Origin of the sequence: Bacillus sp. EE-W1 (genome assembly GCF_009760835.1) — a bacterium.
In the GTDB taxonomy this organism is placed as follows: domain Bacteria; phylum Bacillota; class Bacilli; order Bacillales; family Bacillaceae_G; genus Bacillus_A; species Bacillus_A wiedmannii.
In genome coordinates this window covers 71,092-95,986 of sequence record NZ_WIPE01000058.1, presented here as the reverse complement: position 1 = coordinate 95,986, position 24,895 = coordinate 71,092, and the positions used below count along the sequence as shown (strand labels likewise).

20 protein-coding genes and 1 riboswitch are annotated in these 24,895 nt (G+C 35.2%); of the genes, 5 read left to right on the top strand and 15 right to left on the bottom strand.

Features of this window, described 5'->3' with window-relative positions:
• Positions 1-100: 100 nt before the first annotated feature.
• Positions 101-721, bottom strand: coding sequence for a YdbC family protein (locus tag GFJ36_RS11185; protein WP_087982407.1), 621 nt, complete (start codon positions 719-721; stop codon positions 101-103).
• Between the two features lie 206 nt (positions 722-927).
• Positions 928-1,293 (bottom strand): hypothetical protein, encoded by a 366-nt coding sequence (locus tag GFJ36_RS11180; RefSeq protein ID WP_097890814.1) that lies wholly within the window; start codon positions 1,291-1,293, stop codon positions 928-930.
• Positions 1,294-1,425: 132 nt separating this feature from the next.
• On the opposite strand from GFJ36_RS11180, the gene GFJ36_RS11175 reads away from it, so the two are divergent.
• The 3 genes from GFJ36_RS11175 (at position 1,426) to GFJ36_RS11165 (ending at position 5,225) form a co-directional block, all read left to right on the top strand.
• A complete protein-coding gene (locus GFJ36_RS11175) occupies positions 1,426-2,001 on the top strand; it encodes a hypothetical protein (RefSeq protein ID WP_087982411.1) in 576 nt (191 codons plus the stop codon).
• A gap of 208 nt (positions 2,002-2,209) precedes the next feature.
• A riboswitch (glycine riboswitch) is annotated at positions 2,210-2,330 on the top strand.
• Between the two features lie 107 nt (positions 2,331-2,437).
• Positions 2,438-3,805 (top strand): alanine/glycine:cation symporter family protein, encoded by a 1,368-nt coding sequence (locus GFJ36_RS11170; RefSeq protein WP_000451054.1) that lies wholly within the window; start codon positions 2,438-2,440, stop codon positions 3,803-3,805.
• Positions 3,806-4,031: 226 nt separating this feature from the next.
• On the top strand, positions 4,032-5,225 hold the full coding sequence (locus GFJ36_RS11165; RefSeq protein WP_087982413.1) for a S8 family peptidase: 1,194 nt from the start codon (positions 4,032-4,034) through the stop codon (positions 5,223-5,225).
• 99 nt (positions 5,226-5,324) lie between these two features.
• On the opposite strand, the gene GFJ36_RS11160 is transcribed toward GFJ36_RS11165, so the two are convergent.
• Positions 5,325-5,849, bottom strand: a complete 525-nt coding sequence (locus tag GFJ36_RS11160) for a DinB family protein (protein ID WP_087982415.1) — start codon at positions 5,847-5,849, stop codon at positions 5,325-5,327.
• Positions 5,850-5,863: 14 nt separating this feature from the next.
• Positions 5,864-6,631, bottom strand: a complete 768-nt coding sequence (locus tag GFJ36_RS11155; RefSeq protein ID WP_087982417.1) for a DUF3891 family protein — start codon at positions 6,629-6,631, stop codon at positions 5,864-5,866.
• A gap of 204 nt (positions 6,632-6,835) precedes the next feature.
• Between GFJ36_RS11155 and GFJ36_RS11150 the strand changes: the two genes are divergently transcribed.
• Positions 6,836-7,108 carry an HU family DNA-binding protein gene (locus GFJ36_RS11150; RefSeq protein WP_001043960.1) on the top strand — a complete coding sequence of 91 codons (273 nt, stop codon included), beginning with the start codon at positions 6,836-6,838 and terminating at the stop codon, positions 7,106-7,108.
• A 39-nt stretch (positions 7,109-7,147) separates the two neighbouring features.
• Here the strand turns inward: GFJ36_RS11150 and GFJ36_RS11145 are convergent, their stop codons facing one another.
• The 10 genes from GFJ36_RS11145 to GFJ36_RS11100 form a co-directional block, all read right to left on the bottom strand.
• The gene (locus GFJ36_RS11145) at positions 7,148-7,690 is read right to left on the bottom strand and encodes a hypothetical protein (protein ID WP_046955745.1); all 543 of its coding nucleotides are present in this window, start codon (positions 7,688-7,690) and stop codon (positions 7,148-7,150) included.
• A gap of 35 nt (positions 7,691-7,725) precedes the next feature.
• Entirely contained in the window at positions 7,726-8,475 is a 750-nt protein-coding gene (sfp, locus tag GFJ36_RS11140; protein WP_087982419.1) for a 4'-phosphopantetheinyl transferase Sfp, read from the bottom strand.
• A gap of 64 nt (positions 8,476-8,539) precedes the next feature.
• On the bottom strand, positions 8,540-9,982 hold the full coding sequence (locus GFJ36_RS11135; RefSeq protein WP_097890808.1) for an MDR family MFS transporter: 1,443 nt from the start codon (positions 9,980-9,982) through the stop codon (positions 8,540-8,542).
• The gene (locus GFJ36_RS11130) at positions 9,982-10,206 is read right to left on the bottom strand and encodes an MbtH family protein (RefSeq protein WP_087982423.1); all 225 of its coding nucleotides are present in this window, start codon (positions 10,204-10,206) and stop codon (positions 9,982-9,984) included. Before GFJ36_RS11130 ends, GFJ36_RS11135 begins: the two co-directional genes overlap by 1 nt.
• On the bottom strand, positions 10,203-17,360 hold the full coding sequence (locus GFJ36_RS11125; RefSeq protein WP_098649092.1) for an amino acid adenylation domain-containing protein: 7,158 nt from the start codon (positions 17,358-17,360) through the stop codon (positions 10,203-10,205). The genes GFJ36_RS11130 and GFJ36_RS11125 overlap by 4 nt, the downstream gene beginning before the upstream one ends.
• A 33-nt stretch (positions 17,361-17,393) precedes the next feature.
• The gene (locus tag GFJ36_RS11120; RefSeq protein ID WP_098230673.1) at positions 17,394-18,287 is read right to left on the bottom strand and encodes an isochorismatase family protein; all 894 of its coding nucleotides are present in this window, start codon (positions 18,285-18,287) and stop codon (positions 17,394-17,396) included.
• Between the two features lie 29 nt (positions 18,288-18,316).
• Positions 18,317-19,933 carry a (2,3-dihydroxybenzoyl)adenylate synthase gene (locus GFJ36_RS11115; protein WP_087982428.1) on the bottom strand — a complete coding sequence of 539 codons (1,617 nt, stop codon included), beginning with the start codon at positions 19,931-19,933 and terminating at the stop codon, positions 18,317-18,319.
• A 12-nt stretch (positions 19,934-19,945) separates the two neighbouring features.
• Complete coding sequence (gene dhbC / locus GFJ36_RS11110; RefSeq protein ID WP_097890800.1) at positions 19,946-21,145, bottom strand: isochorismate synthase DhbC; 1,200 nt, start codon at positions 21,143-21,145, stop codon at positions 19,946-19,948.
• 26 nt (positions 21,146-21,171) lie between these two features.
• Positions 21,172-21,957: a 2,3-dihydro-2,3-dihydroxybenzoate dehydrogenase gene (dhbA, locus tag GFJ36_RS11105; protein ID WP_098082777.1), complete on the bottom strand. Its 786-nt coding sequence runs from the start codon at positions 21,955-21,957 to the stop codon at positions 21,172-21,174.
• Positions 21,958-22,603: 646 nt separating this feature from the next.
• On the bottom strand, positions 22,604-23,806 hold the full coding sequence (locus GFJ36_RS11100) for an L-lactate MFS transporter (protein ID WP_048546673.1): 1,203 nt from the start codon (positions 23,804-23,806) through the stop codon (positions 22,604-22,606).
• 479 nt (positions 23,807-24,285) lie between these two features.
• Here GFJ36_RS11100 and GFJ36_RS11090 point away from each other — a divergent pair, with 479 nt between their 5' ends.
• Positions 24,286-24,471: a YkvS family protein gene (locus tag GFJ36_RS11090; RefSeq protein WP_000646791.1), complete on the top strand. Its 186-nt coding sequence runs from the start codon at positions 24,286-24,288 to the stop codon at positions 24,469-24,471.
• A 58-nt stretch (positions 24,472-24,529) separates the two neighbouring features.
• Here GFJ36_RS11090 and GFJ36_RS11085 read toward each other — a convergent pair whose 3' ends face one another.
• Positions 24,530-24,829 carry an ArsR/SmtB family transcription factor gene (locus GFJ36_RS11085; protein ID WP_000214798.1) on the bottom strand — a complete coding sequence of 100 codons (300 nt, stop codon included), beginning with the start codon at positions 24,827-24,829 and terminating at the stop codon, positions 24,530-24,532.
• Between the last annotated feature and the right edge of the window lie 66 nt (positions 24,830-24,895).

Sequence of the window (24,895 nt, the reverse complement as noted above, 5' to 3'; positions counted from 1 at the left end):
TAAACATATTAACATGAAAAGGTATATAACGTCTTCTATTAATTACTCGTTTATAAGAAAATATCTTTATTATACATTCATTTATGCACGTTTTGTACACTTAATATACAAGCCACTCTTCCTTACATACAGCTTGTTTACCTCTTATATCTTTTAAATCATCATGAATATTAGCTAGTTTATACAACTCAGGGAAAATCTCTTCTACATAATTTTGATGCGTCATTTCATCTTTCCAATAAGTTAGCACAATGTAACGATTTTCAGTTTTTAAAGACTTCCCAATAACTCCACCTAACATCCCTTTTGCATTTTTCATCCCTTTATTCCAAATTGTTTCTTGTTTATGTAAGAAATACTTTTCCTTTCCCACCTCTACATCACATATAGCAACTCTTACGAATGTTCCTTCTGTAACTACGTCTTCCAAAGGCATATCAGTTATATCATACAACGTTTGAAACAATTCAATTTCACATGAAAGAAACGTATCCTCTTGATTACTATTTAAATAAATGGTATCGTGAGCAGCATTCATAAATGATTGATACGCACTTCTATCTTCCCATAAAGTAAATACACATGCCTCATCCTCATACCATCCACCAAATTGCCCATGAAATCCATCTAGCTGCTGTATAGCTTGCCATTTTTCTTGTGCTTTTGAAAATAACTCTTTTTTCTCTTCTTCCACTTTACAGTAGATTGTTTTTATTAACATTTTTAACTCCCCCTTAGGATATAATTTACCTTCCACTTATAATTTTCAGTTTACATAATATTTTTATAATCTCCTCATTACTCTTTATGTGCATATAGAACTAATCATATTTATCACTACATCTATCAAACCATCTATCTGATTTTATTTCAAATAATTCAGAATCAAAAGAAAAGATGTAACCCTTAACGAATTACAACTTTATCTTATCTCCCTTTCTTATTCACCTTTTGTTCAAATAAATAATATGTAAGTTCTCCTGGATAATGTAATACAGTTACCTTCCGCTCCCCTTTTTTAAAACTAACAGTATGTCCGTTTTCCCCTAAGTTCTCCCATCCACTAGCCTTTGTAATAGGCATTACACTTATATATTTATACTCCTCTTCCTTATCATCGTTAATATGAATTGCTGACATTGGTACTGGAAAATCTTCAATTTTAGATTCTTTGTCTAAATATATAAGTGTAAATAAACCAGCTAATAACACAACCGTTGAAATATTTGAAACTAGTTTTCTTCTATTCATTTTCACTAAAAACCCTCTTTTCTCACATATTACTTTCATTATTTTACCAATCTTGATTATTTACGTATATAAAAAATATAATTTAAATTAATTCCAGACTATATTCTCTATTATTAACAATATTATTGTTATATATTATAATTAAAAGATGTTTATTTTTGGAGGTATTAACCATTGAAGAAATTATTTTTTAATAAATGGACAATCGTTATTTCTATTTTTATTATTACCTGTACGATTTTCTACACAACTAAAGATAAAAATAATAACGAAAAAACTACCGTAGAAACAATTGATACAAAAAGTTTTAAAACTAAATTACAACCAAAAATTGATGAATTAACTACAAATTATAATGACATCATCGAAAAAGATTGGTTGCCTGCCTGGGAAGAGATTAACACGAACGGAGATTCAGTAGACAGAGATAAACTATTAGTCACAATGAATGCTATTTCCAAACAATATGAAAAAATCATGAACGAAATAGACACTGTGAAAATTAAAGAAAATATATCGGAAGTACAAATACAAGAACAACTAATTTATTTCACAACTGAATTTAAGACTGCTTCTAAATTTATGAAAAACGCAGCAAATTTAATTATAGACGGAGCAAATAACTCTACTCCATCCAATGAAACAATTGAAAATACTAAACATGCTTTAGGACTTGCGGACCAACATATTGTCCTCGCTTTATCTACGTTAAATGAAGTTGAAGTTAAATTAGGACTTGCAAAAAAATAAAACTGGTTACTATTTTAACATAAAAAAAGATTGCAATTCATATTTTGTCTGTCTATAATGTTTTTATTGATTTACAATCAATATTTTTATAAATTTTATAATTCGGATGAACCATTCAGGAGAAGGTCTATTGATCTACCGACGGGGCAAAAAGTTGCTGAATCAACTTTGAAACTCTCAGGTCTTGTTTACAAGTAGAACTGCATGGGGACGAATCTCTGGAGAGACTCCCTCTCGCTTTTATATAGCGCGGAGGAAAAAGAGCACCGAAGGAGCAAATCCGCTACTATAGCGGATAATCTCTCAGGTAAAAGGACAGAGACAAGCGAAAGAAAATGCCGATTTGTATCGGTTTATTTTTCTATCCCTTGTTTCTCCAGAGACCATTTCATTTACTTGAAGTGGTTTTTATTTTTTCATAAAAAGGAGAATACAGATGGAGACAGTAAGTACAGTATTAGAACAAATCAATCACTATGTGTGGGGATTACCAACGTTGTTGTTACTCGTTGGTACTGGTATCATTCTCACAGTGCGTTTAAAAGGATTACAGTTTAGTAAACTATTATACGCTCACAAACTAGCTTTTAAAAAATCAGAAGATACATCTTCCTCTGGAGATATTAGCCACTTCCAAGCACTTATGACAGCTATGGCGGCAACGATAGGTATGGGGAATATAGCCGGTGTTGCAACTGCTGTAACGATTGGTGGACCCGGTGCAATCTTTTGGATGTGGATTACTGCTTTGTTCGGTATGGCAACAAAGTATGCCGAAGCAATTCTTGCGGTGAAATACCGTGTTAGTAATGAAAATGGTGAATATTCAGGTGGACCAATGTACTATTTAGAACGTGGTTTAGGTAAGAAATGGCTTGCTGTTTTATTCGCTATATTCGGCACAACTGCTTCTTTCGGTATCGGTAATATGGTGCAATCTAACTCAGTTGCAGAGGCAATGCGAATTAATTTCTCTTTTCCTCCTGCTTTAACTGGTATATTCATGTCGTTTTTAATCGCCATTGTTATTTTAGGCGGTGTGAAAAAAATCGGGAAAGTGACAGGATATATCGTTCCTATTAAAGCTTTCTTTTATATCATTGCTGGGCTTATTATTATTTTCTATCACTACGATCAAATTCCAGAAGCATTCTCACTTATTTTTTCTGGCGCATTCAATGGGACTGCAGCTGCTGGTGGTTTTATTGGCGCAACAATTGCATCTGCAATTCAAATCGGAATGGCGCGCGGTGTATTTGCAAACGAAGCTGGTTTAGGGAGTGCCCCTATTGCTGCAGCTGCCGCAAAAACTGATTCACCTGCAAAGCAAGCTTTAGTTTCTATGACTGGTACTTTTCTAGATACGTTTATTGTATGTACCATTACAGGGCTAGTATTAATTACTACAGGTGCATGGAAATCAGGTAAAACTGGCGTTGAAGCGACAACACTTGCGTTCCAATCTGTATTTGGCACTGCTGGTAGTATGATTCTTGGTATCGCAATTATATTATTTGCCTACTCTACTATTTTAGGATGGTCGTATTACGGCGAGAAGTGCGTGGCTTATTTATTTGGAGAAGGTGCTGTTAAATATTATAAAGCGATCTTTATCGTCATGATTGCTATTGGGGCTAATTTAAAACTAGGTATCGTATGGACATTTGCTGATATTGCAAATGGACTTATGGCGATTCCAAACTTAATTGGCCTTATTGGGTTAAGTGGTATTGTTGTTGCTGAAACGAATCGCTTTTTACAAGCAGAGAAATTGAAAGAAAGTCATAAAAAACAGGCAAGTTAATATAAAAAAAGGAATGACTCATACATAATGAGCATTTCTTTTTTCGTTTTCTAACTCAGTAAATGTCATTAAAAATATATTTATATCGATCTTTCCCTTTTTTTATTCCACTAAAAGTTTTTCACATAAATGACATAAATCGTATGGTCTAACTATATAGTTGAAAAGGAATGTGACATTAAAGTGTCGCCGAAAAACTCATCCAAGAAAAGGGAGGAAAAATCTTTTGAAAAACAAAATCATTGTTTTCCTATCTGTTTTATCATTTATTATTGGTGGTTTCTTTTTTAACACAAATACTTCAAGTGCTGAAACATCATCTACTGATTACGTCCCTAACCAATTAATCGTTAAGTTCAAACAAAATGCCTCTTTAAGTAATGTTCAATCTTTTCACAAATCTGTCGGTACTAACGTTTTATCTAAAGATGATACGTTAGGTTTTGAAGTCGTTCAATTTTCAAAAGGTACTGTCAAAGAAAAAATAAAAAGTTATAAAAATAATCCAGATGTGGAATATGCAGAACCGAATTATTACGTTCACGCCTTTTGGACTCCGAACGACCCATATTTTAAAAATCAATATGGATTGCAAAAAATTCAAGCTCCACAAGCTTGGGATAGTCAACGAAGTGATCCTGGTGTAAAAGTAGCTATTATTGATACAGGAGTTCAAGGTTCACACCCTGATTTAGCTTCGAAAGTAATTTACGGACATGATTATGTTGACAACGACAATACATCTGATGATGGTAATGGTCATGGTACGCATTGCGCTGGAATTACTGGAGCACTTACGAATAATAGTGTTGGAATTGCTGGTGTTGCCCCACAAACTTCAATTTATGCCGTCCGCGTATTAGATAATCAAGGAAGTGGTACTCTTGATGCTGTAGCGCAAGGGATTAGAGAAGCTGCTGATTCAGGTGCAAAAGTAATTAGCTTAAGCTTAGGCGCCCCAAATGGTGGGACTGCTTTACAACAAGCCGTTCAATATGCATGGAATAAAGGCTCTGTTATTGTTTCAGCTGCTGGAAATGCTGGAAATACAAAAGCTAATTATCCTGCTTATTACAACGAGGTGATTGCAGTTGCTTCTACAGATCAATCAGATAGAAAATCTTCATTTTCTACTTATGGTAACTGGGTAGATGTTGCAGCACCAGGTTCAAATATATATTCCACATATAAAGGAAGCACGTATCAATCATTAAGTGGTACATCTATGGCAACACCTCATGTTGCAGGAGTCGCTGCTCTTTTAGCAAATCAAGGATATAGCAATACACAAATCCGCCAAATTATTGAGTCAACGTCTGATAAAATTAGTGGTACAGGTACGTATTGGAAAAATGGTAGAGTCAATGCATATAAAGCTATACAATATGCTAAACAATTACAAGAAAATAAAGCCTCTTAAGAAATAATGTAAAACTTTAATCAGTGATCTGCCATTAGTGCGGAATAAAATAGAAGGAGAGACTTTTACAATTAAAGGCTCTCCTTCTTACAAACTATATTACTCCCCCTCCTTCTGCACCATATGTAAATACAGTACAAAATCCGTCATTGTCGACGAATGACCGAGTTGACGGATCATCGCTGTTATATTTCCTCTATGATATGTACCATGATTTACGACATGTTGTACTAACTCTAAAATTGAAGTTTCTAATTTCCCTGCATATGGATTCTCGATAACAAATAAAGCATTCACGTCTTGTATTGTAATTAAAAAGTCTTTATATTGATTTGCCATGTTTTTAAACATTTTTTCTAATTCATGTAACGATTTAGTTTCGATTTGTTTTCGTAAATTTTCTCGGTCTTGTATTGCTTCATTCATACTTTTACCATGCAATATGTGTAACCACACTTGATCTGTAATATAAATATGCGCAAAAGTATCCTTAATTGATGGAAATACACTCTGTATCTTTTCGCTAAAGATTGTCTCATAGCTTGGTAACTCTTTTAATCGATTGAATAATCGCGTATTAGCCCAATCATGGTAATCAAACTGTTTTAACATGTACTCTTTCAATCTAAATCGCCTCCTTATTGTACGAAACGAATGTTTTGTTTCTCCATTTCCGATTCTCTATCAGCTTTTGCAATCCCTTTTTCTTCAACTACATGTTTATTTATAGTTTTATATTTTACATACGTATGAAATTCCGTTTGAAATGGAAACGGTGTAATCCGAATTGTTTCCTCGTCCACCCATTCAGCTTGAATAAGTTTCTCCACCTTACTATTAAACATTTCCGTTCCTTCAAAACCATCTTTAAACAAATCAATTTCATCTTCCTTTTCTGCTCCAGGTTTATTCATACACACATATAAAGAAAGTTCATCGCAAAACTTTAATAATCTATAATGTTTATCGAACATCGCAAATTGTTCTTTCGTTAACGTTTTCAAAATTCTTTTTTGTCGTTCCAATTCATGTTTATAAAAAGACATCATTTCTTCGTCTTCATCATTTAATGAAAATGATAAAAAATGTTTACTACAAAGTAATGCTCCGTATGGATTCGAATCTTCAATTTCATTCAAACCAATCGTATAAAAAACAAACCGCAATGAACTTGGACAATCCATAAATGTATATGGAATATTTTTAGCATCATTCAAAATTGGTACTTTATCAAGTTCTATCCATCCTCTATCATGCTCATATATTGCATCAATTGTCTCTTTTAAGTATGTTTCATCTTCAAAAAAATCTTCTTTTATATGCTTTGCAATCTCTCCAGCTAAAAAACCATGATCATGTTGACGAATTAATATACTTTCATTCTCATTTTTTTCACGAAAAATCATTCATATACTCCCCCTCATCCTCATATTACAGCATTTTCTATACATCAATTCTTAATTAATCCCTAATTATTAGCAGGGATTCAGTCTCTTACAACGAAATTAACATAACTATATAGTATTCTTTCTAACCATATAAATAGCTTTCTCTATACTATCCATTATACTAAAACATTCATTCTAAAAAACTTTTTATGAGGTGAAAACATGAACAAAACAGAATTAGTTAAAAACGTGGCACAATCCGCTGATATTTCTCAAAAGGAAGCTTCTGCAGCGGTACAATCCGTATTTGACACAATTGCTACTGCATTACAATCTGGCGATAAAGTTCAATTAATCGGCTTTGGAACGTTTGAAGTGCGCGAAAGATCTGCTCGTACAGGACGTAATCCACAAACTGGCGAAGAAATTCAAATCGCTGCTGGTAAAGTTCCAGCATTTAAAGCTGGTAAAGAGTTAAAAGAAGCTGTGAAATAAATAAGAAACCAGCCATTTTATGGGCTGGTTTCTTATTTTCTATTTAAGCAGATTTTTTATATTCTCTGCATGATATACTTCACAAATATAAAATATGCATTTGCAATTACTTACAATTTGATATTTTCTAGTTGGATACACATTCGCCGTAACAGAGCATCCATCAAACAATTCAATAATATTCCCAGATGGCTGATATCCTTCGTATAATACGTTTCTTCTTACTTCCATCTTTTCTATAATTTTTTCAACTGGAATATTTCCACTCTCTAATTCACTCTTAATTGTATTTGGTAAAAACGAAGTGTCCGCAAAAATTAGATTCTCAGATAACACTTTTCCTTTATAACTAACATTGGATACACGGTAAAGAAATGTTCCGTTTTTATCAAAGAAATTCTTTGCTTCTTTCGGGATGTACTGTCTATCAAGTACCTCTTGTTCGAGAATTTCAAACTGAACTGTATCATTCAAAAGCTTTTCTAAAGCATGAATAGATGATGTATCTCCAGAAAATAAAATATTTTTAATTGCTTGTACATTATAAGTGAATTCATTTGTTCTATTTTCCGCTACTAACATGAGGAACACCTCTTCTATAAGATTTTTTATTTAACTTATTTATAATTTAAAAGCTCTACTGCGTCTAACTGTGTAATTTCAGTTACTTCTTTACTAAATATTGCAATTGAAGCCATATAATTTGCACTTGGCCTTATATCCTCCATCATTGTATTTTCTACTAACTCTTGCCTATCCTTAAAAACTAACAAATTTGGAGGATCATTTGGAGCTGATACAGTAATACCTACTGGTGGAATCATTAGTCCTTCACCTGTCGCTTTTAGTACCGCTTCTTTTCGAGTCCAATATGTTAAAAAACCTTCTATTTTCTGTTCATTAGATAACTTCATAACTTGTGCTATTTCAATGTCTGTTAATACGCCCTCTGCCATTTTCATAACATCTACATTTGGATTCATTTGTTCAACATCAACGCCTACAGGTGCAGACTTTGTAAATGCAACAACAACCCACTCACCCGAATGTGAAACAGATATTTGCGGCATTCCTTCTGGTAATTGTGGTCTACCATGTTGTAACTTACATACAGGGCACATTCGATTAATCGGTACTTGAACTGGCGACATAGAAAGGATCTTTCCAAGAACTAATCTACTAATTACACAACCTATTATAAATCGTGCACGATCTGCCGAATGATGATATGAATTTGCTTTCTCTCGTTCAACATTATTTAGTAAATTGTAATGCCATGATTGTAAATCTGAAATTCTTGCCCACCATATTTGACAACTATTCTCATTAAGAGTTGGTACAGAATCTACAACTTTACTCTCTATCATGTAAACTCTCTCCTTCTAAAAAACAATATCATTTTATTTCAAAAGAATATTATTATTCTATAACTTATTCGTTTACAACTTCTTTTTCTTTTTGTAATATAGGTAACGGCTTTTTCTTCTTCTTTGCCACTACCTCTTTATCAGAAATACGTAAAGAAAATAGTAATGCTATGAGTAAAAATATTGCTGATCCAATTAACGCAGCTTGATATGGTAAGAAATCTGACTGAGCATTATTTTGTACACTATTATTTCCAAAACCGGCTAGTATACTAGCTAAAACTGCAACTCCTATCGCTGAACCTAATCGATTTTGCACATTAAATATAGTCGTAGCTCTCCCCATAGAAGGTGGCGTGATATTATTAAATGCAGAAAATTGAACTGCTCCAACAGACTGACCTAAGAAAATACCGATACCAAACAATAATGCCCGAATTTGCCATGGGTTCGTATCGTGATTTACAAAACTTAATAAAACAAAGATAATCGCCGTACAAATTAATCCAATAGAAATTACCTTTCGAGCTCCTAGTTTCTTATATGACCATGGCACAATCTGTGACGATATCATTAACCCAATCGCCTCTGGGAATGTCGTAAGACCTGATTCCAATGCGGAAACCCCTATTACATTTTGATACATAAGTGGAAAAACAAATAACATTCCTAGTAAACCAGCGGATGAAAACAATGAAATAAGACTCATTTTTCTAAAGACTGGTTCTTTTAATAAGCGTAAATCTAACATCGGTTGCTTTACTCGAAGTTCTACAATGATAAACAATGTAATGAATACAATCCCAGCTATTCCAGTACTTATAATCTCTGAAGAACCCCAGCCTTTTGACGGCCCTTGACTAAGTGCATAGATAAGCATCGCGAATCCTGGTGCAGAAAGAACAAAACCGAGAGAATCAAAGCGACCAGCTGATTTTTCAATATGCTCTTTTAAAAATAGTAGACCGAATAGTAACGCTACGATTCCAAACGGTAAATTAATATAAAATGCCCAGCGCCAAGACATTTGATCTACAAAAAAACCACCTATAATTGGTCCTACTGCCGGTGCTACAGCAATTGGCAACACAATAAACCGTGAAATTTTCGGCCTTTCCTCTGGTGAAAATGTTCGGAATAACATCGCCATCCCAACTGGTGTTAAAAGCCCCCCGCCAGCACCTTGCATGATGCGAAAAAGATTCAATGAAGTAATATCATTCGCTATTCCACATAATGCAGACGCAGTTGTAAATACGAAAAGAGCGGTTATAAATACTCTTTTCGTACCGAAGCGATCTCCTAACCAACCAGAAATCGGAAGGAAAACAGCTAAGCTAACTAAATACCCAACATTAACCGTCCCCATTGCAGATGGAGGCACTTGTAGTTCTTTACTTATCGTTTGGAGTGCTACATTCACAATCGTTGCATCCATCGCAGCCATAAACATCGCTGTTATATATACGATACTTACAACTACTTTTGGATTTATTTTTTCCTTCATTATCGTTTTCCTACTAATATTTTTTCGCCAACATGATTACTTTTCGGATTCAAATCTTTCCAGTTATTTCCAACATATTGTAAACAATCATTCCTACTAGTCTCTTCATGTACGACATTCCAACCAATAGGTACATCAAGAAAGACAGGCCAGAGAGAATACTGGCCCTCCTCATTTTTTAGTACTTTATATGTGTAATTATCATTTTCAAACGGATTCGTCATACTGTACTTACCCCTTTCTTATCCTGCAAATATTTCGCTAATACTTGTCCAATCTCTGTAAGTGGTCCTGGTTGACATAAATCTTTATGTCTACAATCAATATCGTGTTGCACAATTTGCCCATCTAAATAATTTAGCCACGTATTTGGAGAGATAGGATCAAACCAGTCTGGTATAACAGTAGATCTAAAGAATAAAATATCTCCGTTATAAACTTTCGGTACATATTTCCCTAACAATCCTACCGAATTTACATATGTTTCTTTCAAATTTAAAATCGTCTCTTCTTCAAGACTTGCTAATGCACTTCCATCTTTACGAAGTATTTCTACTGCACTTTCCATCGTAAGTGGTGTACCATCCATGTTATCTGGATCGTATCCACCTAAAGCAAGTAATGCGATTAACGCTTCCTCTTCAGTAGGCGCTTCCGTATTCGGTAAGAAGTGTCCAGGATAAGAATCAAGCATAACGAGTAACTCTACTTCTTCCCCTTCATTTTGTAGTTGCGCCGCCATTGCATGCACAACATTTCCTCCAAGCGACCAACCTAATAAACGATATGGTCCATGAGGCTGTACTTCACGAACGTGTTTTAAATAATCCGCCGCCATCTCCTCTAAACTTTTTGGAAGTTCTTCATTTTTAGCGATACCACGTGCTTGTACACCATAGATTGGATAATCTGTTCCTAAAGATTTCATAAGTCCTGCATAGCACCAACTTAACCCACCTGCTGGATGTACACAAAATAGTGGTAATTGATCCCCGCTTGCTCGTAATGGAAGCAACACATCAAGTGCACTTTGACCATTCCCCATCTCAAGTCTTTCAGCTAACCCTGCAACAGTCGGTGCTGCAAATAAAGTACCAATGTTTAGTTCCACTCCAAGCGCCTCTTTCATGCGGCTCATAAGCTGCACTGCAAGGAGTGAATGGCCACCAAGATCAAAGAATCCGTCATCAATTCCAATTTGAGGTACACTTAGCACTTCTGTAAACAAGTCACATAACATTTCTTCTTGCGGTGTTCTTGGACCACGACTAGAAGATGATGCGATAAATTCTGGAGCTGGCAATGCCTTTCTATCTAATTTACCGTTTGGAGTTAAAGGTAACTCATTTACTACTACAAAAGCGTATGGAACCATATAATCTGGTAAACTATCACTAGCAAACTGACGCATTTCATTCGTATCAATCGCTTCATTATTTGATGAAACGATATAAGAAACTAACCGTTTATCCCCTGGTTGATCTTCCCTTACAATAACGGCTACTTGCTCAACTTTAGGGTGCTTCATTATGACTGCTTCTATTTCTCCTAATTCAATTCGGAATCCACGAATTTTTATTTGATGATCTGCACGTCCTATATAATCTAGCGTCCCATCTTTACGCCAGCGAGCTAAGTCTCCTGTACGATACATTCTTGTACCTGGCTTTCCAAATGGATCTGCGATAAAGCGTTCAGCCGTTAATCCTGCTCTTCCTAAATATCCACGCGCAAGCCCTGCACCTGCAACATACATTTCTCCAACTACTCCAGGTGGCACTGGTTGTAAATAGTTGTCTAACACATACACTTTAAGGTCAGGTATACTGCACCCAATTAAACTATTTGCTCGTAAAGAGACGATAGTTTCATCTAATTCAATATAACTAACATGTACTGTCGTCTCCGTAATACCGTACATATTAATAAGCTTTGGTGCGTTATGAGGATGTCGACTATACCAATCTTCTAAGCGACTTAGCTCAAGTGCTTCTCCTCCAAAAACAACATATCGTAAAGATAATTTTTGGCCAATCTCTTCATTTTCACGATCTGCTTGCATCAATTGATAGAACGCTGATGGAGTTTGGTTTAAAACCGTAACCTTTTCTTTAACAAGAAGCTGTAAAAATTCTTTCGGTGAGCGACTTACAGTATGTGGCACTACAACTAAACGCCCTCCATATAATAAAGGGCCCCAAATTTCCCAAACCGAGAAATCAAAAGCATATGAATGGAACATCGTCCAAACATCTTCTGCGTCAAATTGGAACCAATGATCAGTTGCTCCTAAAAGTCTTACTACGTTTTGATGAGGTATCATAACGCCTTTCGGTCTACCTGTTGAGCCTGACGTATAAATAACGTAAGCAATATGTGAAGGAGATAATGGCTTCATGCGCTCCATTTCATCAATATTATCTTCACTATACTTCTCAATTTCTTTTATTGTCTTCACATCATCAACTAAAATTTTCAGTTCCTCATCACATTCAATTTCCACATCTGAATTTGTTAACACACATGATGGCTTCGCATCGTGGAGCATAAATGAAATACGATCTGACGGATAATCCGGATCTAATGGAAGATAACCTGCTCCCGCTTTCAGAACAGCTAGTAAGCTTACAACCATATTTAAAGATCTCGGCATTGCTAAAGCAACGAGTTGATCAGGACCAACTCCTTTTGCAATTAGCAATCGAGCTATTTTATTCGCTTTTTTATTCAACTCTTCATAAGTTAACTTTTCATCTTCAAAGACGACAGCAATAGAATTCGGATTTATATAAACCTGCTTTTCAAATAATTGTGATAATGTCATTTCTGGTACAATTTGAAAACCACCATTCCACTTTTCTAGCACTGTATTTCTCTCTGCTAATGTTAAAATTTCTAATGTGCCAATTGATTGATCCGGATGTTTCGCTGCATCATCCAATAACAGAATAAATCGTTCTACTAATTGTTGAACCGTTTCACGTTTATACAAATCGGTACTAAACTCTAGTAACCCGTGTAAGCCATCTGGCGTACCATGAACTCCGTTACTCTCGCTAATTTCAAATGTTAGATCAAACTTCGCAGAGCCCACACTTTGGATTTCAAGGTTCGCTTCTATATCCGGAGCATCAAATGTTGCTTCTGGCGTATTTTGGTATGCTAACATAACTTGAAATAGCGGATGACTATTTCGAGTACGTACTGGGTTTAACACTTCAACGAGTCGTTCAAATGGAACATCTTGATTTTCATAAGCTGCAAGATTTGACTGCTTCACTCTATTCAATAATTCTTTAAAACTTGGATCTCCTGATGTATTTGTGCGTAACACTAATGTATTTACAAATAAACCAACTATGTCAGAGAGTGCATCATCGTTTCTTCCAGCAATCGGACTACCGATTGGTATATCAGTACCTGCACCTAATCTTGTAAATAGCGCACTAAGTCCTGCTTGCAACACCATAAACAAACTAACTCCGTTTTTCCGTGCAAGCTCTACTAACCTACTATGCATACCCGCATCTATTTGAAAATGAATTGTTTCTCCGCGATAACTCGTTTCAATTGGACGCTGGTAATCTGTAGGTAACTCCAGCTGATCTGGTAAACCTTCTAACTCTTTCTTCCAAAAATCTAATTGTGTTGAAATAAGACTTTCTGGTGTAGTTTCATTACCGAGCAGTTGTTGTTGCCAAAGTGCATAATCTGCGTATTGAACTGGAAGTGTCTCTAGCTGAACTCTGTTACCTTGACATCGTGCTTTATATGCCGCTGTAAAATCTCTCGTTAACGGTTGTAATGACCAGCCATCCCCTACAATATGGTGCAATAGAATTAGTAATACATGTTCGTTTTCATTCACTGTAAATAGTTGCAGACGAACTGCTGGTTCAACATCAAGGTTAAAACTATATCTTACCGCCTCTACAAGCACACTTTCTAATTCATCTTTACATGTTTTTGTTATTATCATTTCTAAATTTAAATTTTCCATATCTAAAATTTTCTGATAGGAACTACCTAATACGTTAGGGAAAATCGTTCTAAGCGTTTCATGTTTCTCAACTACATCATAAAAGGCACCTTGCAATGCTTCCTCGTTCAACTTTCCAGAAATACGAACGACTAATGGAATATTATAAGTAGGACTTGGACCTTCTAAACAATTTAAGAACCATAACCTGCGCTGTGCAAATGAAAGTGGAACTTCATTTGGTCTACTTACTTTCTTAATAGCTGGTCTTGCAGTTTTTGCTTGATCCAATTGTTTCGCCAGTTCAGCAACGGTTGGCGATTCAAATAGTTTTCCTATTCCTAATTCAACACTTAACGTTTCACGAATTCTTGCCATTAGACGAGATGCAAGAAGCGAATGGCCACCCATTTCAAAGAAATTATCATCAATGCTAATGCGAGAAACACCAAGTACTTCTGCAAATAAATCACATAATATTTCTTCTTTCGGATTTCTAGCAACTCTCTCCTTGTTCATTTCATTAAAATCAGGAGCAGGTAATTTCTTTCTATCAACCTTACCATTTGGCGTTAATGGTAATTCTTCTAGCACAACAAATGCCGATGGCACCATATAATTCGCTAAACTTTCTGAAACATAAGAACGAATTTCTGAAAGGTTAATCCCTTCATTCCCTTCGGCAACGATATACGCAATGATTCGTTTATCATTTGGGCGATCTTCCCGTACCATTACTACCACTTGTTGAATATATTCATGTCGTTGTAATACCATTTCAATTTCAGCTAATTCAATTCGGAAACCACGAATTTTAATTTGATGATCTGCGCGGCTCATGTACTCTAACACACCATCGTTACGCCATTTCACAAGATCACCTGTGCGGTACATGCGCTTCCCTGGTTTTCCATAAGGATCTGCAACAAACCGTTCAGCCGTTAACTCTGGTTTTCCTAAATATCCGTTCGCAAGCCCTTCCCCTGCAATATATAATTCACCAATTAATCCAGGTGGTACTGGTTGTAAACCTGCATCTAATACATACACGTCTGTACTCCAAATTGGCTTTCCAATAGGAGGTATACCAATTTCATTTTCATTAATGTTCATGACAGTAGACCAAATAGTCGTTTCAGTTGGTCCATATAAGTTTGTAATAGAGCAACCTAATTCTTTTAATATATTTGCTAAATGGGCTGGAAGAGCTTCACCACCAACGAGCACATTTAGCCCTTGTAGCCTTTCTGGATATTCAGTTACTAACGCCTGCCATAACGTCGGTGTAGCTTGCATAACTGTCACTCTTTCTTCTTGTAACAGTGCCGTTAACGCAGAAGGCTCTTGAATTACCTCTTTTTGTGCAATTGTTAAACTTGCACCACTAATAAGAGGTAAATAAATCTCTAGAGCAGAAATATCAAACGCAAATGTTGTAACCGCTACTAAATGATCGTTCTCATTTAGTGAAAACATATCGTCCATAGCCAATAGAAAGTTACTTAAAGCTTTCATAGGAACAATTACACCTTTTGGATTTCCGGTTGAGCCTGAAGTGTAAATTGTATACGCAGGCTTTAAAAATGAATCATCATTTCTAAATGGTAGATTCCTATGAGAATATGCTTTTAATGCTAGTTCTGTTTCTTCTCGATCTAATTCGATTTTTTTTATATCATTTTCTATAACTAAAGTAGATGAAACAGATGAATGTGTGATGATATAAATTGGTTTTGCATCATTTACTATATAATTTATTCGCTCAGCTGGATATTCTGGATCTATCGGTAAATACGCTGCACCAGCCTTTAAAACTGCTAGCATACTAACTACCATTTCTATTGCCCTTGGAAATACTAAAGCTACAGACTGATTTGGCCCTATTCCTTCTTCTACTAAATAGTGCGCTAGTTCATTCGCCCGTTCATTTAGCTCTTTATACGTAAGGTCTACTCCGTTACACGTAACCGCTATTTTATTTGAATTTTTTTGTACTTGTTTTTCAAATAATAAAGGTAGAGTGATTAAATCCTCAGCTTCCTTAGTTTCATTCCATTCGAATAAAACTTTATGATTTTCTTCTGGAAGAGTAATGTTTATATTTCCAATCGACACGTCTTTTTGATAATCATTTATCACTAATTCTAATACATTCATAAATCTCTCTTTATGCAATGCTAGTTCCGAATCACTATATACCTCCGGGTTCGCATCAAAATGAATCATTAGCTCATTTTCATCGAAACGTTTATAAACATTTATCGATAAATCATCGACAGGTCCTGCTGATAAATTATGTGTAATACCACGATTCCCAGCAAAATTAAGCCCGTAATCAAAAGGCATCACATTCACTAACGGCCCGAATAACCTTTGATTTTCACCTAGTAACTTTAAGTCTCTTCTTAATTCCTCATGACGATATTTATGATGACGACGTACTTCTCGAATCTCTTTAGAAACTTGCTGTATGCATTCCGCAAGAGTTATATTTGGAGTTACTGTAATACGAAGTGGTACTAAATTCATTACCATGCTCGGTGTATAAATAGATGCAGAACCGAGACGCCCCATCATTGGTAAACCTAAAACAATATCATTTGCACCTGTTAATTTATGCATGTAAATACTTGTTACAGCTACAATAAATTCCGGCCAATTTGTTAAAGAAACATTGATATCTTCTAGTAAAGTTTTCGTGCTAGAACTGGATAAATAAGCTGTTTCTCGTAAAAATCCATTTGATGTTCTCGGCGCTCGTTCTGCTAAACTTATGACATCCGGTTCATCTGCAAACTTTTCTAACCAAAAAGTACGATCTTCCTGAAATTGTTTAGACTCACGATACTCCATATCTTCTTGTACAATTTTTGCAAGAGAACCAAATGGCTTTTCATTCTTTCTCGTTTCTTCTATAAGTGATGTATACTCTTTCGCTACCTTTTGGCTTAGAAGTGAAAATCCATAGCCATCCATCACAATGTGATGGATGCGCTGATACCAAAAGAAACGATTATTTTCAACTTGAATAAGTGCTTCAGTAAATAAAGTATCTCTTTTCAAATCGACTGGCATAGATAAATCATTTTTCATCCATACTTTAGCAGCTTCTTCAGGATTTTCTTCTTTACGAACGTCAATAAAATGCATATGAAACTGTAATTCTTCAATAACTTGCCATGGACCAATTTCATCCTCTTCGAAGCGAACATGTAGCGCTTCTGCTTCTGTTACAACTTTACGTACTGCTAATTCGAAAATTTCTTGATTAATATTTCCGTTTATTTCAACATATTCCCCAGTATTATAAATCGGATTAAGCGGATCTAATTGCTGTGCAAACCACATACCAGTCTGCGCAGATGATAACGAATGACGAACCTTTTGACTATTAGGCATTCTTTACTACCCCTTTATTATGTAGTCTATTTGTTACAGCACCTGTGCTGTCTGTGAAGATAGTAAACTGTACCAATCGGAAACAGTTGGACGTTCTGCTAAATCTGCAAAAGTTATTTCTTTCCCTTCGCGACGCCACATCTCTACTAAACTCATAATTCTGACCGAATCAAGTCCTCTATTTAGTAAGTCCTCATCAATATCAATACTCTCTACTGGCTCACGAAGTAGTTGTGCAACTAGTTCATGCACTTCCTGTAAAGTGATTCCTTCACTCTCATCACTTTTTACACTTTGTAAATCTTTTAACAGTAAGTTTGTTGATGTCGTTACTGCACATCTATTAGATGCATACTCCAATGCTTGTTTATGATGGTCTATTGAAAAATCAGCAACTGCATCTGCTACAAAAAATGGTTCTATACCATCCATAAATGCTTCGCAAGCTGTTAAAAGGCAGCCGATATGCGCATAAATACCGCAAATAATAAGTTGATCTCTTCCCTGTTCATTTAAAATTTCTAATAGATTTGTCTTTTTAAATGCACTATATCTCCATTTTGTTAAGAATATATCATCTTCATTAGGAGTAAGTTCATCGACAATTTTCTTTTTATCTGGTCCAGCAGGAATACCGTCACCCCAGAAGTCTTGTAATAATCCACGTTGTTCTAACGTTTGTCCACCTGGTTGTGCTGTATAAACAACTGGTATACCAAGTTCCTTACATTTTTCTCTTATTACCTTAATATTTGAAATGAGTTCTACTTTTGGTGATTCTTTATCGCTATATGCATCAAGAAAATATTCTTGCATGTCATGGATTAAAAGAACCGCACGTTTCGGAGCTGGCGTCCAGTTCACTTTATTTTTTGGTAGTTCTGATTCAACTGGCATTTTGTATACTGAAATAGATGGGATAGCCATCTAATCACTTCCTTCCAATTTTTATTTTTTTATCGCTTTACCGTAATAAGTTTTTCCGTAATGACTTTACGTAACTCTTTTTTGCTTACCTTTCCAACACCTGTTTGCGGGAATGAATCAATAAATTCAATTCGATCTGGAATCTTATAAGCCGCTATACCCCGTTCTCTTAAAAACATTTTTAATTCACTTACTGTCGGAGCTTGTCCACGAGCTATTACAAACGCACAAGTACGTTCTCCTAAATAATCATCAGGCATTGATACGATGGCTACATCATGAACTGCATCATGTGCTAATAAATGATTTTCAACTTCTTCCGCAGCAACTTTCTCGCCACCACGGTTAATTTGATCTTTATCTCTTCCTTCTACAATGATGTAACCTTGTTCATTTACTTTTACAAGATCACCTGTGCGATAAAATCCATCCTTTGTAAATGATCGTGCATTATGCTCTTCTGCTTTATAATAGCCACGAATTGTATAGGGCCCTCTTGTTAATAAACTACCTACTTCACCAGGTTTTACATCGTTATCATTTTCATCAACAACCCGTACTTCATCGAATGTAGACATCGGTCTACCTTGTGTATGAATAATGATTTCTTCCGGATCATTTAATCTCGTGTAATTTACTAACCCTTCTGCCATACCAAACACTTGCTGTAACGTACATCCAAATGTAGGGCGAATACGCTTTGCAACTTCGGCACTAAATTTCGCACCACCTACTTGAATCACTTCTAGGCTCGATAAATCGTTATTACGGGAAGATGCAGCATCAAGCCAAATCATTGCTAATGGTGGAACGAGCGCTGTAATCGTTACTTTTTCTTTTTCTATAAGAGCAAATGCCTCATCTGGACTCCCTCCAGTTGCTAACACTACTTTTCCACCCGCATAGAAAGTTCCAAATGTCCCTGGAGAACTCATCGGGTAATTGTGTGCTACCGGAAGAACTGCCATATAGACACTTTCTGCATTTAAATTACAAACTTCAGCGCTAACACGTAAACTATAAATATAGTCATCGTGTGTTCTAGGAATTAATTTAGAAAGTCCTGTTGTCCCTCCTGATAATTGGAGAAACGCAACATCACTTGGCTGAACTTCTGGTAATGGAACGGGATCTATATACAGATCACTTATGTTCACAAACTCTTCTTCTTCCCCCACTACAATTACATGTTGTAAAGTTGGTACTTTCTCTTTCACTTCTCTTGCTAGTTTTCGATAATCAAAGCCAAGAGCCTTATCTGAAATAACGTAAGCACTCGCCTCACCAAACTCACAAAAATAACTAATTTCACTGCTTCGATGTGAAGGTAGTGCAAAAACAGGAAGTGCTCCAATTCGAAATAGCGCAAAGCATATTTCGAAAAACTCGATAATGTTGGGTAACTGTATTACAACTCGGTCCTCTTGCTTTATTCCTAAATTCAGTAAACCTGAAGCTAAGCGATCTACTTTTTTATCAAGCTCACTATACGTTATATGCGTATTACCACTTACAACTGCAATTTCATCTCCATGCTTTTCAGCACGTTCTCTTAACAACGAACCAAATGTTTCTCCAAGCCAACATCCTTCTTCTCGATAACGATTTGCAAATTCTTCTGGCCATTCCGTGAAACCTGCTAACATTCTTTCTTCCCCCTATTTTTCATTCAGCGAATTATCACTTAACCCTAGAGCCTTCAGCATTGTTTGGAACTTAGCTGATGTTTCTGCTAACTCATCTTCTGGTTTTGACTCAGCAACAACTCCCGCTCCTGCATATAAACGAAGTGTATTTTCTTGCACTTCAGCACAGCGAATTGTAACAATCCATTCACCATCTCCATTTAAATCGCTCCATCCTAGCATTCCTGTAAAGAATTCACGGTCAAATGGTTCAATTTTTTGAATTGCCTCTCTCGCTTCTTCCATCGGTGTTCCGCAAACTGCTGGCGTAGGATGAAGAGCAATTGCTAATTCCAAAGAAGTAGTATTCGGATCCTTTAGTTCACCTTTCACTTCAGTAGACAAATGCCACATCGCTTCACTATGAATAACGGATGGTTTTTCCGGAACATGTAATGTATGACAGTATGGACGAAGCGCAGCAGCAACCGCTTCCACTACTACCGCATGTTCATGTAAATCTTTCGAAGAAGAAAGTAATTCCTCTGCTCTTCTCTTATCTTCTACTGGATCATCACTACGTGGTCTTGAACCAGCTAACGGATTAGAAATAACTTGCATGCCATTACGTGAAACGAGTAATTCAGGACTTGCACCAATTAATGTTTTATTACACTCGTTTTCATCTTCCGGTAAATTCACAGCAAATGTATAACCACGCTTATTATGCTCTGCTAATTCTCGAAGAAGTTTTTGCTTATCAATCTTTTCGGAAGATTCAACATCTAATGATCTGGATAGAACGATTTTCTTTAAATCGCCGTCCTGTATTTTTTTAATCCCTTGCTTTACACCATTCATATAAACTTCAGGATCTGGTACAGGCGTCATTTCAAATGCCAGTTTCTCATTTTGTTTTATCTCATTTGTTGTCTCTAACTGTAAACGCTCAGTAATTCTACTATGTTCTGGTACGATAAGTTGAACTTCCTTTCTACGATCAAAAGGCAAAGCACCAACAACGATAGGATTCGGATTTCCAGCTTGTTTTGCATTACGTAATACCGCTTGTACAAGTTCTGTAAAACTTTCAATTTCATGATGTTTTACTGTAGTAAACTCTCCTTCTGTCAATATCGTTCGAGTTGGTGAAGCGAAAAAGAACGAAGATTCAGTTTTATAATCTTCTAATAATTTTTCCGACAGTTCCTTTACGGCTATAAGTTCATTCATAGTATTAAAACCTCCTAAATTTTTTATTAAACTCCTAATGTAGCTCCGCCATCGACACATAAATTGTGCATTGTAATATGACTCGCTTTATCAGAGGCTAAAAACAATACTGCTTCAGCAATTTCTGAAGGTTGTGCAATTTTTTGTAACGGAATACCGAGTCTATATGTATTTTGAGAACCAGCAATTATATTTTCAGCTCCATTCTCATCAGCCCATAATAATCTTTGCATTTCAGTTTCAGTAGAACCTGGAGAAACTAAGTTACAGCGAATATTGTATGCTGCAAGTTCTAACCCTAAACATTTCATAAACATCGTCGTTGCAGCTTTTGATGCAACATACGCAGCCATCTCCATTCTCGGAGTATTTGCCGCATTTGAGCCAACTGTAACAATTGCCCCTGACTTTCTTTGCATCATATATTTACTTACTGCTCGGCACATATAGAAAACTCCTGTAGAATTTACAGAGAATGTTTTATTCCAATCTTCATCACTTAAAGAGTGAATCGCTCCCATACGTAAAACCCCTGCAACATTTACTAATATATCTATCGGTGCTATATCATTTTCAATCCGTTCTACTACTTCTTCAACAGCGGCACTATCACTCACATCTAAACGAAACGTTTTCACACGTGTTTCATTTAATTCATTTTGATTTAAGAATACGTTTAACCCCTCTTCAGTTTGATCAGCCCCAATAACTGTAGCTCCTCTTTCTAAAAACATGTTTGCTACAACACTACCTATACCTTGTGCTGCACCAGTTACTAAAACCGTTTTCCCATCAAATTCCCCTATGTTCATTTCCTCTATCCTTTCATATAAAAATTAATCCAGTTTAACATCATCATTGATAACGATTTTCATTATCAATGATGATGTTAAAAATAATACACTTACTAAACTAATTGGTCAAGTGTACTTTTCATCAAAATATTATTCATTGATAATGTTTTTCATTTAATATTCTTACACCTAAATGATAATCTTTCTCAATAAACTTGTCAACCTATTTTTATTTTTCAGATAAAATATCTTAGTGATTCTCAATACAATTACATCTAAAAGCATTAATAAGTACTTACATTACACATTTAATTCATACTCCTCTTTTTAAACTTGTAGAAGACTAACTGTAGATACCTTCATTTACAAAGCCTTATCAAAAACTCAAGTATATATTTTCTCAACATTTTTCTGAAAATACCGAGAAAATATATCTTGCAATTATTGATGTATGTCTTGTTTATATTTTAAGATTTAATACGTATTTCGGATATAATGTATCATTTTTTAATATTCCAATATAATCCAATTGGGTATTTCACTCGCTTTTTTGTCTCGAAAATCCCAAAGATTATATAACCTCCTTGCAATCATTCATAAAAAAAAGCACCCTATTTAATAGGATGCTTTTTCGTATTTATAGTGTGATAGAAGATTTATATACTTATGCTACGCTGCTATACTCTTCTTCTTGTTCTTTTTTCTGCTTAGGTGCTTGAATTAAAATTGCGATAACAAATGATACGACACATAATACACCGATCACCATGAAGGTTGGTTTGAATCCACCTAGAAGTGCACCGATAAAGGAACCTGCAAGTGCTCCAAATCCAAATCCTTGATACACAATTCCGTAGTTCTTACTATGGTTTTTCATACCGTAGAAATCACCAACGATAGCTGGGAAAATAGTGATATTTCCACCAAAGCAAAACGCTACGCTTGCTACACATACGAAGTAGATACCATAATTTAAATCTACGAAACTTAAAACCAAGACTGAAGCTGCCATAACAACAAATGTACCAGTAACGATTTTTAAACGGCCGATTTTATCTGATAACGGTCCTAAAATAATACGACCTAATGTATTGAAGATTGCAACCATAGCCACCGCATTAGCTGCTGTCGCTGCGCTAAGCCCTACAAGTTGAACACCAATGTCTTTTACCATACCAATTAAGTATAAGCCACTCATACATGATGTAAATAACATAATAAATAATAAGTATACTTGTTTTGTGCCTAACATTTCTTTCGTTGTATATTCCTGAGTTTTTGTTTCATGAACTGCTCCTTGATCTGCAGCTTGATGGATTAAGCAAGCGCCAATTACAATCATAGCTGTAACAATTAAACCCCAGTATATAAACGCTTGTGATACACCAACTGATTCAATTAACTGTGCGTTAACATATTTAAAGATTAAGCTACCTGAACCATATGCAGAGACAGAAATACCAGCAATTAAACCTTTACGCTTTGGAAACCACTTTATTAAATTGGATAGTGAAGTGATATATGCTGTACCATCTGCATAACCTACAACAACCCCTGCTAGTACATAAAGCAATATTAATGAGGAAGCTTGTGAACTAAGTATTAATCCTAGTCCTAATGCTAGTCCAGCTATCATAATAAGTTTACGAAGTCCCCATTTTTCTTGCAATTTACTCGCAAATAAAGTCGAAAACGCTAAGGAAAGACTAGTAATTGAGAAAGTTATAGCAACTGCGTTAAGACTCCAACCGTATTTACTAACTAAAGGCTGATTAAATAAACTCCATGTATAAATCGTTCCAAGTCCCATTTGTACTATGACTGTACCAAGGACAACAAGCCATGGATTAACATTTGATTTTTTCATACCTTTCCGCCTCCTCTTTCTATTTCAATGCTATTCGCTAAATTTTCTTTTTTTATGTTCATATTGGCCACCTCATTTGATTTAACACCTTCATTGTATAAGATGTTTCTGTTTATGTAAGCACTTACAAGATAGAGCGTCAAAAATATGGAATCAGTTACAGAAAACGAAGGACGAAATACAAAAAACGAATTATTAAATACGTAAATAGTTATTATTATGTTTTGCATCCATACGACTTACAGCTGTTTTATCATCTTCTTTTATAAAAATTATGTCTCAAGTTATATGATGGCTAGATTACAAAAATTCGATTTTCCTATACAACAAAAAAACTATTTTTACACTATAGTGCACTTTATTTTTTATAAAATAAAAAATATTTTATTGATAAACAAAACTAAATATTCACTAATATACCTATACGTGGTTTAATATATATAATAAAAAAATATTTCTGTCTTTAATGAGGAGGTACTATGAAAGCAAACGTAGGGGATACTATACTTTTTCAACGAAATAATTTAAAGATTACAGGATCTGTATTAAAACTTTATACTGAATCGGTCTTAGTTGAAATTACAAATGTAAGCGGTGGTACTTTTGAATTTGATCGAACGATTGTAAATCATAAAAACTATAAAATTTTAAATACGAATACATAAAACAACAAAAAATAACCCCTGCTCACCAGCAGGGGCTATTTTATATGAAAATACTTCATTAGTTTATATATCCTAAAACACTTACAATCTTACTCGCTTTTAAATTATTAATATGATAATAAATTTCTAAACCTCTTCTCTCAGCTCGTAACACTTTACCTTTCATTTTTGATAAATGTTGCGAAACAGTCGATTGTGGAATATTTAGTAATTCTGTTAACTGAGTTACATTACAAGTTTTTCTCGTACTTAATTCATTTACAATTTGTAAGCGGATTGGATGCGCCATAATTTTCAAAATATCTACATCTTCTTCTGAAACTAAACTTTTTCTCATTTCACTCGTATATGTTGTCATAAGACATTCCCCTTTTATATGAATTCCTCTTATTTAGATCTATTTCCAAAATATTTAAAACTCCGA

Excerpts from the sequence above, each read along its gene's own strand:
- GFJ36_RS11125 (WP_098649092.1), bottom strand. The coding sequence starts at position 17,360 with ATGCCTAATAGTCAAAAGGTTCGTCATTCGTTATCATCTGCGCAGACT.
- dhbC (WP_097890800.1), bottom strand. The coding sequence starts at position 21,145 with ATGAATGAACTTATAGCCGTAAAGGAACTGTCGGAAAAATTATTAGAA.
- GFJ36_RS11185 (WP_087982407.1), bottom strand. The coding sequence starts at position 721 with ATGTTAATAAAAACAATCTACTGTAAAGTGGAAGAAGAGAAAAAAGAG.
- GFJ36_RS11145 (WP_046955745.1), bottom strand. The coding sequence starts at position 7,690 with ATGTTAGTAGCGGAAAATAGAACAAATGAATTCACTTATAATGTACAA.
- GFJ36_RS11150 (WP_001043960.1), top strand. The coding sequence starts at position 6,836 with ATGAACAAAACAGAATTAGTTAAAAACGTGGCACAATCCGCTGATATT.
- GFJ36_RS11155 (WP_087982417.1), bottom strand. The coding sequence starts at position 6,631 with ATGATTTTTCGTGAAAAAAATGAGAATGAAAGTATATTAATTCGTCAA.
- GFJ36_RS11115 (WP_087982428.1), bottom strand. The coding sequence starts at position 19,933 with ATGTTAGCAGGTTTCACGGAATGGCCAGAAGAATTTGCAAATCGTTAT.
- GFJ36_RS11135 (WP_097890808.1), bottom strand. The coding sequence starts at position 9,982 with ATGAAGGAAAAAATAAATCCAAAAGTAGTTGTAAGTATCGTATATATA.
- GFJ36_RS11100 (WP_048546673.1), bottom strand. The coding sequence starts at position 23,806 with ATGAAAAAATCAAATGTTAATCCATGGCTTGTTGTCCTTGGTACAGTC.
- GFJ36_RS11085 (WP_000214798.1), bottom strand. The coding sequence starts at position 24,829 with ATGACAACATATACGAGTGAAATGAGAAAAAGTTTAGTTTCAGAAGAA.
- GFJ36_RS11120 (WP_098230673.1), bottom strand. The coding sequence starts at position 18,287 with ATGGCTATCCCATCTATTTCAGTATACAAAATGCCAGTTGAATCAGAA.
- GFJ36_RS11130 (WP_087982423.1), bottom strand. The coding sequence starts at position 10,206 with ATGACGAATCCGTTTGAAAATGATAATTACACATATAAAGTACTAAAA.
- dhbA (WP_098082777.1), bottom strand. The coding sequence starts at position 21,957 with ATGAACATAGGGGAATTTGATGGGAAAACGGTTTTAGTAACTGGTGCA.
- GFJ36_RS11170 (WP_000451054.1), top strand. The coding sequence starts at position 2,438 with ATGGAGACAGTAAGTACAGTATTAGAACAAATCAATCACTATGTGTGG.
- sfp (WP_087982419.1), bottom strand. The coding sequence starts at position 8,475 with ATGATAGAGAGTAAAGTTGTAGATTCTGTACCAACTCTTAATGAGAAT.
- GFJ36_RS11090 (WP_000646791.1), top strand. The coding sequence starts at position 24,286 with ATGAAAGCAAACGTAGGGGATACTATACTTTTTCAACGAAATAATTTA.